The organism is Brunnivagina elsteri CCALA 953, from assembly GCF_002289455.1.
Taxonomy (GTDB): Bacteria; Cyanobacteriota; Cyanobacteriia; order Cyanobacteriales; family Nostocaceae; genus Brunnivagina; species Brunnivagina elsteri.
In genome coordinates, this window is the sequence record NZ_NTFS01000181.1 from 1 (window position 1) to 12,966 (window position 12,966).

Annotated in this window: 12 protein-coding genes; 2 read left to right on the forward strand and 10 right to left on the reverse strand. The window is 39.5% G+C overall.

Annotation, left to right across the window (positions count from 1 at the left end):
• Nucleotides 1-103: 103 nt before the first annotated feature.
• Nucleotides 104-643: a peptidoglycan-binding domain-containing protein gene (locus CK510_RS16275; RefSeq protein WP_095722702.1), complete on the forward strand. Its 540-nt coding sequence runs from the start codon at nt 104-106 to the stop codon at nt 641-643.
• 90 nt (nt 644-733) lie between these two features.
• On the opposite strand, the gene CK510_RS16280 is transcribed toward CK510_RS16275, so the two are convergent.
• The 8 genes from CK510_RS16280 to CK510_RS16315 all read right to left on the reverse strand — a co-directional run bounded on the left by CK510_RS16280 (nt 734) and on the right by CK510_RS16315 (nt 10,322).
• Complete coding sequence (locus CK510_RS16280) at nt 734-1,354, reverse strand: hypothetical protein (protein ID WP_095722703.1); 621 nt, start codon at nt 1,352-1,354, stop codon at nt 734-736.
• A gap of 205 nt (nt 1,355-1,559) precedes the next feature.
• Nucleotides 1,560-2,711: a glycosyltransferase family 4 protein gene (locus CK510_RS16285; protein WP_095722704.1), complete on the reverse strand. Its 1,152-nt coding sequence runs from the start codon at nt 2,709-2,711 to the stop codon at nt 1,560-1,562.
• A 374-nt stretch (nt 2,712-3,085) separates the two neighbouring features.
• Nucleotides 3,086-4,792, reverse strand: a complete 1,707-nt coding sequence (locus tag CK510_RS16290) for an MFS transporter (protein WP_095722705.1) — start codon at nt 4,790-4,792, stop codon at nt 3,086-3,088.
• A complete protein-coding gene (gene recO, locus CK510_RS16295; RefSeq protein WP_095722706.1) occupies nt 4,779-5,729 on the reverse strand; it encodes a DNA repair protein RecO in 951 nt (316 codons plus the stop codon). The genes CK510_RS16290 and recO overlap by 14 nt, the downstream gene beginning before the upstream one ends.
• A 59-nt stretch (nt 5,730-5,788) precedes the next feature.
• Complete coding sequence (gene deoC / locus CK510_RS16300; protein ID WP_095722707.1) at nt 5,789-6,469, reverse strand: deoxyribose-phosphate aldolase; 681 nt, start codon at nt 6,467-6,469, stop codon at nt 5,789-5,791.
• 348 nt (nt 6,470-6,817) lie between these two features.
• Nucleotides 6,818-8,278: a YcjF family protein gene (locus CK510_RS16305; protein ID WP_095722708.1), complete on the reverse strand. Its 1,461-nt coding sequence runs from the start codon at nt 8,276-8,278 to the stop codon at nt 6,818-6,820.
• A gap of 94 nt (nt 8,279-8,372) precedes the next feature.
• The gene (locus CK510_RS16310) at nt 8,373-8,852 is read right to left on the reverse strand and encodes a group I intron-associated PD-(D/E)XK endonuclease (protein ID WP_095722709.1); all 480 of its coding nucleotides are present in this window, start codon (nt 8,850-8,852) and stop codon (nt 8,373-8,375) included.
• A gap of 522 nt (nt 8,853-9,374) precedes the next feature.
• The gene (locus tag CK510_RS16315) at nt 9,375-10,322 is read right to left on the reverse strand and encodes an asparaginase (protein ID WP_095722710.1); all 948 of its coding nucleotides are present in this window, start codon (nt 10,320-10,322) and stop codon (nt 9,375-9,377) included.
• A gap of 662 nt (nt 10,323-10,984) precedes the next feature.
• Here CK510_RS16315 and CK510_RS16320 point away from each other — a divergent pair.
• A complete protein-coding gene (locus CK510_RS16320) occupies nt 10,985-11,383 on the forward strand; it encodes a helix-turn-helix domain-containing protein (protein ID WP_095722713.1) in 399 nt (132 codons plus the stop codon).
• Here CK510_RS16320 and CK510_RS16325 read toward each other — a convergent pair.
• Nucleotides 11,380-11,877 (reverse strand): CGLD27 family protein, encoded by a 498-nt coding sequence (locus CK510_RS16325; protein ID WP_095722711.1) that lies wholly within the window; start codon nt 11,875-11,877, stop codon nt 11,380-11,382. The two genes, CK510_RS16320 and CK510_RS16325, sit on opposite strands and share 4 nt — an antisense overlap.
• Before the next feature lie 6 nt (nt 11,878-11,883).
• Nucleotides 11,884-12,336: a ribosome silencing factor gene (gene rsfS, locus CK510_RS16330; RefSeq protein WP_095722712.1), complete on the reverse strand. Its 453-nt coding sequence runs from the start codon at nt 12,334-12,336 to the stop codon at nt 11,884-11,886.
• Nucleotides 12,337-12,966 lie beyond the last annotated feature (630 nt).

A 12,966-nucleotide genomic window follows, 5' to 3' on the forward strand; every position in this document is an offset into this window, starting at 1 on the left:
AATTAAATCATCAAGAACGGGATGTTTACAATTAACTATTTCAATTAAATCCCACCAATATTCTGGGTCATGTAAACAAACACACAATCTACAGGTTACACACATGACTGCTGCAATTCAATGTCCCACCTTCAAACCCACTTTGAGACTCGGTAACAACGGACAAGATGTCAAAGAATTACAAAAACGTCTCAACCAACGCTTTGCTTCGATTTATACCCCTTCCTTAGAAATTGATATCGATGGTGATTTCGGTTCCCAAACTGAAACTGCTGTTAATTACCTTCAGTGTCTGGCTTTTCTACCTGTAACTGGTATCAGCGATGCAGCTACTTGGAATTTCATCTGTGATGGTGTAGCGAGCTTACCTGTTTTGAAACTGAATAGTAAAGGAAATACAGTCAAAGCAGTTCAACAAGCTTTGTGCGGTATGCCTCCAGCATTAAGCTCCGCTTATCGCGGTTTCTATAGTGGTGCAATTGATGGAAGCTTTGGTTCTGGCACAGTACAAGCTGTCAAGGATTTCCAATCGTTTTATTCTTTGAAAGTTGATGCTGTTATTGGTGCTGGCACTTGGACAGCTTTAATTAAAATGGATTCCCATCGCGATCGCTGTTATTCTACATATTACGGTGGTTGTTAGGGTTAGGCAGAAGGCAGAAGGAATAAAATATATTTCTTTTCTTTCTTCTCCAACTCCTAATTCCTAATTCCTAATTCCTAACTTAATAAATCAATCTTTCTTCAATTGCCAGTGCAGATAATTGTATATCCCAACTGCACGCTTAACTAATTCCCGATCTGGATGTACAAGTAATTCCTTCAAATAAGGCATTGCTTCCGGTATATTCGACAATTGTGCTGCACAATCTCGACAATGCAAAATACGTTCGGGTTCAAGATGCAACATCTCCAAAATTCGACTTTGGTAAAATTCGTCGGTACATTCCGTTGCGACAGCACCAATTTGAATATCTGCTGGGTTGCAAGCTGGTTCCCAAATCACAACCATAAAAGGTTGATTGATTTCACTAGCTTTAATTTGCTTTCTTGAAGATTGTTTTGACCATAATTTGCCCCTACGTCGCATGAAATCTGGTATCTCCTGAGAGAATGCACGGGAAGATTTCATTAACAACTCTTCTCCAGCCAATCCGTCATTAATATTTGGTTCCAGTCCAATAATATTTGCTACTAAAGGTTTTTCCCCCTGTGAAGGAATCGCAATATCGTCGCGCATTTTAATAATGCCAGACTGTAAAACACCAATCAATAGCGTCCAATGACGGTAACTGTCTCCTCTTAAGTCACGGTGTATTTCACGGGCAGAAATAATTTCAAAAGCAAATGTCATGTTTATTTTTATGGAAGTTACGCTAGTACAGATCGGAAGTCGTAAAAAACAAGTATTATCAAGATTTCCCAGATTTAACAATGGTAGGTTTATTTGTACCTGACTGTACTAGCAAATTCATCCCGTGAAAACTCTAGTCGGATACTGCGATTCGCGTACTCGTGCTTCGCTTATCGCTTCAAAACTTGGACTGATACCAAAGCTTCTAAGCTCGTCGAATAAATTGCATTCGCGGTTTCTGTAATATCTCAACATACAGTTCTTCCAACTTCGAGATATTTTTATCGAGGGTATAACGTTCCAGTACTCGTTGCCTCGCTTTTTGTCCCAATAAGGTTGTTAATTCGGGATGATCTTGGAATAACGGTAGTAAAGTTCGTAATTGCGATCGCACGTTTCTTGTACTCAATACTACCCCTGCTCCTTTTTCCAATACTTCTCCATCTGCACCGACATCTGTAGCCATACAAGCAACTCCGCAGGACATCGCTTCTAATAATGACAGGGATAAACCTTCAACTAGGGAAGGTAAAATATATGCATCCGCTCCCCGCAAAACCTCGATCCGACGTTCTTCATCAGCTACAAATCCTAACCAATAAATATTATACTCAGGACCATAAAATGGCTCTAGAGAATATTTTAATGGTCCATCACCAACAATCAATAATTTACTACCTGGTTCAATTGGTGCTTGTTTCCATGCTCTCAATAATGATTCTACATTTTTTTCTGGAGCAATCCGACCTTGGTAGACAAATAGACGTTCGGCTTTAAATTCAGCTTTGATTTGGGAAGCTCCTGGAGAATACTTAATTGGGTCAACCCCATTCGGTATAATCGTAATATTCTCCGACGGTACGCCTAATTTTACTAAAACCTCGCGCTGAATTTGCGAAAAAATAATCGTACAGTCGTAGTTACCCAAAAATGGCGCATAGAGTTGATATGCTAAAGATTGTGTTCCAGGATTCAGCTTTGCATCTTTTTTAGCGTCAAAGGCTGGATGGAAAGTCGCTACTAAAGGTAAATTTAACTCTTCACAAATTTCCGGCAACACAAAGTCAAGTGGCGATAGGGTTAGGGAAGCATGAACAATGTCAGGTTTAATCCGTCTGAGTTCCTTTGTTAGTACCTTAGTCGCTTTGAATGTGGGGATAGTATAAACCTGAGACTTATAGATAAAAGGCAATGGAACCTCGTGACAATTCGGCGAATTGTCAGGGTGTTTTTCCTCTTGGGCGAAGTGTAAAAAACTGACTTCATGTCCGCGATCGAGTAATGCATTTGTGATTTCTCGACTATAGGTGACATTACCACAAAAGGGTGTTTTTTTTCCAATCCAAGCTATATGCATTCTTTATTAGTTATTAACTTGCAGGTTAGATATATTAAATTTGGCTTTTCGTTTTTGCCTTCATGTTTTTCCACATGCTGGACTTTTAAATATCATAAAATCACGCCAATCTACACACTAACCAACAAAAATTAACCTTTTTAAATCTGACTTAAACTCGTAATGGCTTTGCTATTCTGATATCTTTCCGTGATTTTTACGAATTGACATGAAATATAAGTTACATTCAATTTACTTAATTATTGCTGACGAAAAACTTGTATAAAAATTATCAATAATGATTATATCACGAAAGAAAACGCCTTTGGTAAACATCAGATTATGCATAGGTAACCAGTTGTAATTATTTAGCTGTTGATGACTCTACTCGGAAATTAATCAGGAGATTTGTACCAAGTTAGGGCACCACCTAAAAAGACGATTGTTGCTAATCCCAAAAATACATTTTGTAAGCCGAAAAATGTTTCTGCGACACCAGCTAATGCCAGAGGTAAAGAAAGAGCTATATTAATAACATTGTTCTGTAGTCCAAAGACTTTACCGCGCATTTCTGGAGATGTTTGTGTTTGAATTGCAGTTTGCATTGGTATCGCAATCAACGCACCAAAAATACCCAGCAGCAGAATAAATCCCAGAACCATTAATAGCTCTTTGGAAAATAAGGATAAACCGATTAGGGATGCAGCCATTCCGATGCATCCACACAGACTTAATTGAGCGTGGGAGAAACGTTGACCAAACTGACCGACAATTATTGCTCCAACAGCGATACCAACACCACCAGAAGCAAGTAAAAAGCCAAATTGTTCGGCTTTTAGATTGGGAATTATCTCTGCCAAACGGACCGCTAAAACAGTCAGTGCGGCAAATACAGAGAATAAAATGACTAATTGGATTAGGGCATTGCGAATAACTGGATTGACTTTGAGATAACGTAAACCATCACGCAAATCAGCGAGTACATGGGGTGTTTCAGTAGTGTTTTCATGGGCTTTTTCTTTTGTGGAAATCAATAACAAAATTAATCCTGCGATCGCATAACTTCCACCAACCACTATTTCCTTACCCAAATCACCGCTACCACCAACTTGCAACCATAGCCTATCTGCACCAGCTAGCAGTGGTTCCCCAACCGCAAAACCAACTATAACCGATGCCATCATCGTTGTCGTGTAGAGGGAATTTGCTGAAAGTAAATGCTCTTCTTTGACTACCAAAGGGATTGCGGATTGTTCTGCTGGTGCGAAAAATTGCGTCAAGGTTGAGACTAAAAAAGTCAACCCTAAAATAATCAAAAATCCAACAGGCAAGCCTTTTACTGGATGCAAGTCATGGGTAAACCATAATAGTGCTGGGATTCCCAAAACCAAAATTCCACGCAAAATGTTTGTAGCGACTAATACAGTTTTTTTGCGCCAACGGTCAACGAATACCCCTGCTACGGAACCGAATAATACTGCTGGGATTGTAAAAGCTATCATTATTGCTGAAACCCAACCGCTAATGCTTTGATCTGGCGTTTGAAATTGGGTTTTAATTAAAGCAATCATTAATACTAAATATACTTTATCTGCTAGTTGGCAGAAAACTTGACCGCCCCAAAGTGCTAAGAAATTATAATTTTTTAATACGGGTAAAAAACCTTGTTGTTTATCTAGTACTATTTCCTCAGTATCTATTTCCGGAGTTATTAATCCATTTCCGTCAGAATCGAGGTTTTTTTTGTCATTATCATCATTTATTGCCGAGGAAATTGCTTTACTGTTACCGTTAGCAATATTAGAAGTATCTAAATCTAAATTGGGTTCTACTGGATTTATATCAGTTTTTTTTAAATCTTTAATGTCAGTTTCTTCGGTATCTTTTCCTGTAGAAATATTTTGTGCTGGTAAATCTTGGGAATATGTTTGATTTGACAATTGGGGATTATCGCTTGAGCAATCACTTAAATAATTGCTTGAATAATTATCTGAGTCTGCACTAGAATCATTTATAGATTTTAGTGCGGTTATTCGATTTTTTTTCGCTGGGTTGTTGGGTAATGGCGATAGAATTTGTCTATCTAATTCAGACGGTTGCATCATAGTGGGCGGCAAAATAAGAATCTATTAAGGCAGCAGAGCGAATGGAACGACCAAAATGATATTGAACATACTGTCGTAATAATTGTTCAACAGATAACCAACTTCTACTTTGAACATCTCCAACTCGATCTAGGTTTGAGATTTCCAAGTTTGGGATTTGTGATAACTGTTGAAGCAAGTACAATTCATTAGCATTTAAGCGTTTAGAGAGCGTGGGTAACTCTTCGTGGTGGAAAATTGTCTCATAAATCGAAGTTTCATTAGAACTATAAGTTTCTCCAGTTTCGCGCATAGTGGAAGTAACTACTGGGGCAGAAAGCTCCTTGATTGGGGAATTTGTTTCTTGTCGCAAACGTTCCCAAGCTGCTAAACAGACTGTTCCCCCAGCATTGATGCTAAAACCGACTTGGCTTTTCGCTTCTGTAAAATCAGGTATCAAAAGACGCTGTGTCAAGCAACAAGCTTCGACTTGGGGTGTAAATCCAGCTAAAGCTAGAAATTGAAAAATTCCATGACTCAGTAGAGCCAGGATTTTGGCGATATTGTGACTGTCAACCGACTCCAAACGGGCTAAATGCTCGTTTAATAGCTCGTACAGTTCGGATTGAGGGTTTTCGCTTAAGGCTTGACACAAAACAATTTCAGCTAAATACTGGCTAGCAGCTAACTTACCTAAGTTTTTTGCTAGACCTGGATAAGATTTTACAGTATTTGCCTGCGTAATTTTGTCTAAACTACGTCCTTTCGCAATCAATACCTCATTGACCACAAACATAGCACTTCTGCCCCCTAGGCTGGAGTTGTGCTTCCGTGCCCCAGGTGCGATCGCTTTTACTAATCCGTACTCTTTAGTCAAAATTGTCACTAATCTATCGTATTCCCCAAATGCTTGGGCTTTAAGATTAATGCCTGTTGCTTTGTAGGTTCTACTCATTATTTCTGTACATTGGACATTGGGTATTGGTTATTAGTTAAGGTCAAAAGACAACTTAACTATTCCCTTTTCTCCTGCATCCCGACTCCTTTGAGTAGTTGAATACCTTGGGAGGTTCCCAAGCGAGTTGCCCCCGCTACTATTAAGTCTAGGGCTTGCTCGGTTGTGCGGATACCCCCTGAGGCTTTAATTCCTACCCTATCCTTTGCGATCTCTTTCAAAAGAAGTACATCTTCAACAGTAGCACCACCATACCAACCCGTGCTGGTCTTCAAAAAAGCAGCACCAGCATCCATTGCTAATTCCGCAGCTATTTTCTTTTCTGCATCTGTTAATAGGCTGGTTTCCAAAATGACCTTTACCGTTTGTCCAGTTGATTCGCAAATCTCCGCAAGTTCCCGGTGAACTTCTTCTGTTTTCCCTGCTTTCAACCAAGCCAAATTCAGAACCACATCTAATTCTGTAGCTCCATTATCTGTTGCTTCTTGAGCTTCGTACAACTTGGTTGCCGAAGTCGTTGCCCCTGTTGGGAAACCAATCACTGTACAAACCTTGGGCTTTTTGCCGTGGAGAAGCTCTGCCGCTTGCCTTACGTAAATTGGAAATACGCAAACCGAAGCAAAGTGATAGCGATCGGCTTCTTCGCACCACTTTTCGACATATTCTGGGGTCGCTGTGGGAAGTAGTAATGAATGGTCTATGTATGGAGCAATATCAATGTCTGGATAATCTGCTGCCATTGCTGTTTCTTCCAGTAATTGATTAAAAAATTTTATAAAAACTCAAAGCTATTTTAATAAATTAAACCATAATTCAGGGGGTTTTACGGAAAAATATATGATGAATTTACCTTTTAATAAAAATTAAAGAACAAATAAATAAAAATCGTACATTTTATACATGTATCTACCTGTCATAATTAACTTAGTGAAAACTATTAAAATGAATACCACCAATTTCGAGGAGGAAGTAGGTGGTATTTTTTTTGCAAAGTCAGACTCACAGTATTTATTTAAACTATGAGTCAAGTATTTAAACGTAAAATCACAAAGAAATATTTTGTACTTTTGCAACTTTTCCCATAACAATTATACAGCTTTTTCAACAACGAGTTCACCAGCAGTTGCTTCCGGTAATAACCTTTTTATACCTTGGCTAACAAAGCTTTGTAAAACTGCGACTTGCTGACTTTGTTGGAACACATTTTGCAAAGTTTGCCGCAATTTATCCAAGTTGAATGCATTTCCTGTTTCCAGAGAGATTTCCTGTGCTTGGAAATATTCAACTAACGCTAAACCAGCTACCCGTGTAAGGTATGCTGCACTAACTCCTTGAATAACTCCACCAACTGCGTATGTGACAGCATTCGTTTTCAGAATAGTGCTTATTGCCTTTGTGGAAATTTCTACTAAACCCAGTTTCAACATCAAACCTCCCATTTCCACAGCAACAGTTTTCCCTTGTTCTAGGGAGAATTTTTGCTGATATATTCCACCCAAATCTACGATCATTTGGGCATTAATTGCCGCAGTTGCTAAAATATCCAATGCTGGTACGGGGTTAGCAAATGCTGCAGCTGCGGCTATCCACTGGTATTGTTCCATAACGGGGTTTGTTCTTTCTTTTCTTACCTCATTCAAACAATTTTTTGCATCAGCTTTGAGGAAGTTAGCTTTTCTGACAGTTGTTGCCCAAATTAATTGTTGCCCTTGATTGCTGATAATTTCACCCAACTGCTGTGTTAATCGCTCTATGTCAGCTGCGGGTTGTTCGAGCCATTCTTCTGTTGTACCGTTATCTTGGTGCTTGCGAACTTTGATCGGAATGGGGGAAGCTGATGTCGCTGCGACATTTTCGTGTCGTTGTTTGAGGGATAGTAAAATACTTTCGCGATCGCACGTTATATACTGGTCTTGTTTGTTGAAAACCAGCATGGTAAGTTGATTTATGGCTTTGAATTGCTCTAGAGTTTGATGTTCTGTCGCGGTTAAGTCACCATTCGTGATAAATAAAACGTAGTCAGATATTACAGCTTGATTAAATGGGATTGTGTCGGCATTTTCTTTTGCTTCGAGAAATAATGGTGCTGTTTCCTGAAATTGTAGAGACGGAATATTTCCCGTTTCTAATCCCATTTCTAAATTATGTTGTTGTAAAATTTGGATGAGACTGGTTTTACCAACGGATTTTCCCCCAGTAACAGCCAATTTAAGTTGTTTCCTGTCAATTTCAGATTGCAATTGGGAAACTTGTTCTTGCAAACTGGTTAAATGCTGATGGTTTTCAGCTTCATTTGCGAGTTGGTTTACCACGACTTCAGCTTTTTCAATCGCGTTTTCAACTGTTGTGCGATCGCGTGGTAATTCTTCTAATGCTTTTATGACGCTATTGCGATTCTGCTTAAATAGCAATAAACTTCCACCAACTGCAACCAAACTTAACAAGCTAATTTCTGTGACTTGGGTAAATGTGTCTTGCAATGTGTCGAATACCCACAATACAAAGGACAATCCCAATCCTCCCACTAATATTGGTCGCTGTAACTTCACTGTCTTATTCTCCAGCTTTCTTGATACAATTTTACTCGATTGAATATTTCTACTTGAATATTTTTGATTTGTTACTGATTTTACTTCAAGATAATCAAAATCCAGCTTGAGATTCCACAGGCAACTGGACTTTATCCGACAAATTATGGGAATCTGGCAAAATTAACTCCCAAGCATCTCTATATACGGATGAACGAGGTTTGCGCTGTCGTTTTTCTAACTCTACTAAATGTATCTCGCTACCGTAGGCAATAAACACAGCCACGGGGAAGATATAAAATAAATCCAAGCTTTCTATATATACCAGCGCAAAATCAAAATCAGATTGATTATAAACACCTCGAATCATTACTCGTCGATTTGTTTTAGTTCGACAATTATCAACAACAAAGTTTCCCTTATGTTCATCAAACCAAGCATACTTTACTTGGATTTTTAATAAAGTTCCGTCTACATCGAACACCAAGTCATAGGGTAGTCTGTCTCCCACTGGTTTTAACATTCCCAACCCACGCTTAAGTGCATGGAGTACAGCAGCTTGTTCGGCAATGTCTCCCCTAATTTTTGTATCCATTTCAAAGAGAGAATAAAAGAATGCTTAACTGAACTGTATCGTTTTATGTACTGCTTAGTTATTTCTAGCTGGGAATCAACATACTAATAATGAAACCCCGTAATCTATTCGATTACGGGGTTTCATTTTTTAATTTGGTGGCGGGAAGTGGATTTGAACCACTGACCTTCGGGTTATGCTTACCATCTACAGTTTTCACTGCCCAATTTAATTAACTGGTTTGTGGTCTGGACTGTCCCTTTACCCTCGACTTTACGTTAGGGCATCTGCCTTCCAGTCTCTACACCTTCCTCTATTTTTGATTTCTCAAACTTTGAGGCTTGGTTCGGGATTACCACGCTATTGGCTTCCCCGAGTTTGACAGATAAACACACATAAGTTTCTTTATGTGCCGCCCATAATAAAAATAACTTTTAAGCGTCTAGTTATCTTTATTCGTTGAGCCCGACGAGCTACCAGGCTGCTCTATCCCGCGTCGCTTTGTCTTTCAATAGTATATACCTAAAACCTAAATTTTGGCAACTATAAAAAAGATAATTCTCCAATTACTTCCAAACGGTTGTACTGACTGATGTTCATAAATTTCTCTGATAGGGCTTGGGCGGTGCTAGGAGAAATCCAGCCCATTTGTTGCAATATGTGGATGGCAGCAGCGTATTTGGCTCGTTTGGCTCCATCTATTACTTTGATTGCTAACCCCATGCCTTCCCCCAGCCTGCTAATGCACTGTACGCCTTCTGCACCAGCTTTACTAACAAGCTCTCCGGGAGCTAAACGCATGAGTTCGGTGTCAAATTCGCCGTCACCTGCGACTAAAACTGGGTGGTGTGTCATGGCTCGGACAATCCGCTCCATATCTAAACTGTTACCAGAGGCAAGTTGAGCATATAAATGTGCCATTTGTCCGATTTGCAATAAATAGGTGGGTACGCCGCAGTCGTCGTGTACACTAATAAACTCTTCGGCTGGCATCCGCAACAATTCTGCCACTTTAGTTATAATCAACTGCTGAATGGGGTGCTTGCGCTCCATATATGTATTTAGGGGAAAACGCCGTTGCTGGCAGACTGCTAGCATTCCTGCATGTTTCCCCGAACAGTTGTATTCTAAGCGACTACTTTTGCCGAATGGTGTGGGACATTGTAGTGCTGATGGGTCAATATCCCCTCGCCAGAGAATATTAAATACTTGTCGAACCTGCTCGATACTAGCTTTGTGGGAACTTGTGATGATTGCCAAATCGCGATCGCTCAAATCGTAGCGTTCGAGTGTACCTGTGGTGGTGACTGCAAGTGCTTGAAATGGTTTGAGCGCAGAACGAATAAAGGTGGCAGTTTCGGCATTTCCCGCAACGGACAAAATCCGTCCTCGTTCGTCGGATACAACAGCTTCAACTATGTGTCTTGATTCGATGATGCCTTCGCGTAGTAAGCGGACTTCTAATGCTGGGGCTTGAGTTCGTTTTGCCATCGCTGATAGTTGAGTTATGAGTTATGAGTTATGAGTTACAAATTGTGGACTAGGACTTCAAAACTGAAATTTTCTACTCCTAACTACTGTACGGGTAAACAGTCGCTTAAACCCACTCTTGACTGCTGTAGGAAGAAAACATCTGTTTAAATCGGATTTATCCCCTTCAAAAATGTAAATTATCTTAATCTGGGTAAAAGATGCCAAGGATGTGAGAGACGATGCTAACGGTAAACTACGCTAACGCATGATTTGCGATCGCACTAAATCAAATTATTTGGAAACCCATATAAAAACCCTCTACATTCAACATGAGAGGGTAATTTTTTGAGCGATTAAATTTGTGATACGATCGCTGCGAGTATTTGACTTTGCGCTCTCATAATGAGAGGATAAAACTCATAAAAATATAATTTAATCGTTTAATGCATGTAATCACTGTCCGTTCGCTTAATTCCTAGAGAGAAAAATATTTTCTCAACGACAGAATGCGGCATTCAGACTTTGTAAATTTTTGAGAGGTCAACTAATTTTTCGGTAAATTCGTGCATTCACATTTTTTTACTGGGCTAATTGCGAATTTTATCAATAGCATGAGAAAAACTAGTACAAATAAATTAGTTTTGACTCAAAAAAATGAGCGAACCTACAGTGGTGGAAAAATGACCCTTACTATTAATCCCGAAATTTATGCCAACTTACTGACAGAGTATCAACCTAAAGTAATAAAAACCGACGAAGAAAACGATCACGCGATCGCAATAGCCGAAAAATTAGCCCATCGTCAAAATAAAACAGGAGAAGAATCTACTCTGCTCGAACTTTTGATTGCTTTAATCGAAAAATACGAAGACGCACAGTATCCAATGGGAGAAACTAACTCTCATTTGATGCTATTACATTTGATGGAAGCTCGTGGGTTAAAACAATCCGATTTAGTAGGAATCCTAGGTTCGAGTGGGGTGACATCGGAAGTAGTAAATGGAAAAAGAGGAATTAGCAAAGCTCAAGCTAAAGCTCTGGGGAAATTTTTTAATATCGATCCTGGTTTATTTATTTAAAAAATCTGCCAAACAATCGTACCAGCAATGTACAGTACAACCAAACTAGCAAAGGTCAGTTGCAGACGGCGCAAAATCGGTTGAACTTGGTAGGCGACAATCAGCCGATCGCGAGTTAATATTTCTTCGGGTTTTGTCCAGGTTTGACCGTCATACCACCCTGATTCTTCATAGAATATCACTGGGCTAGAAAGGCGATCGCGTATGTAAGACCATCCTAAATACAAACGTATTAGTATCAGAACAGAACCAAGACTCGCTCCTGCTGCGCCACTTAACAAAAATTGCCAGATATATTTATGAGGGGGAAAACTGCCAGCCGATACTGGACCGGATACGAGCCAAGATAAACCGTAAATCCAGGTGATTCGTGTCAGGTAATTGCGCCAGTTTCCGGCACAATCGCGAAATAACCAAGCGGATTTTAACTCTTCATACTCGTTGACTGGTTGTTGTTCGGTTGGAACTGGACATGAAACCGAAGAATCAATCATGTTGCCTTAACTCTCACTGCTATCAGCGCTTTTTAATTCAATGGGGGTGCCATGACTCCAAAACGCTTCCAGGTTGTAAAATTCGCGTTCTTTTGGCATCATAACGTGAACTAAGACATCACCATAGTCGTAAAGAACCCAAGAACCTTCGCCCTTTCCTTCTGTTCGTAGAGGAATTCGTCTTAGTTCCTGTTGGATTTTGTCTTCAATCGAATCGGCAATTGCACGGACTTGTACCCGTGAATAGCCTGTGGCAAACACAAAGTAATCCGCGAGGTAAGATACATCTGCTACCTTTAATAGTATGATGTCTCCAGCTTTGCGGTCTGATGCTGCATCTACTGCTACTAAGGCAAGTTTTCCGCTTGCATCGTCATCGTCAATCGCTGCGATCGCAACTGGGCTATTCGTCACCGTTGTAACCCGTGATGAAAAGTTTTCTTGAAAGTTGTCGGACATTAAAACCATGCTCTGCTGTACTTCTGATTTAATCTACACACATAAATTACCTACAAACAAAGTAATTAACTTTATTATTGCAAATTGCTTGAATAGGTTTTTTTGCATACTAACAAAAAAACAGGTATCATGCTGATGATTCTGCAATCGATTGCTGTAATAATTTTATTTTAATTTATTCTATTAAGCTTTAATTAATTTTAATTGACAAACCCGCACCAATTGCTGAACCGGGTTTTTTAGATCGTATTGAAAATCGTGTAATGTTGAACCAGTTTGCTTTTCGTTGCGATAAGCATACCGCTCTGGATTCTAAATTCTGGATTGTGACATGCTCCACACACTGACAAAGGTACAGTTACAGTATGGGCTTCTCAGCGACTCTTCTATGAAGACATTGACTGAGCTTTAAAGCCCTGTGTCCCAGGGTATGAGGTTTTTCTGGAAGTTTGTTTGTTTTATAGGAACTGCTTTCTGCACTTAGTTGTTTAACACCTATTGAGGTAATTATACCATTTACTCAGAAGCAAAATAAATATTTTGGTGAAAACTTAACTATCGCATTTATTTGTTCATGCTACGCATAAAAGCAATAAAGACAATGTTTCGTTTTCACCTCGCATACCCTGC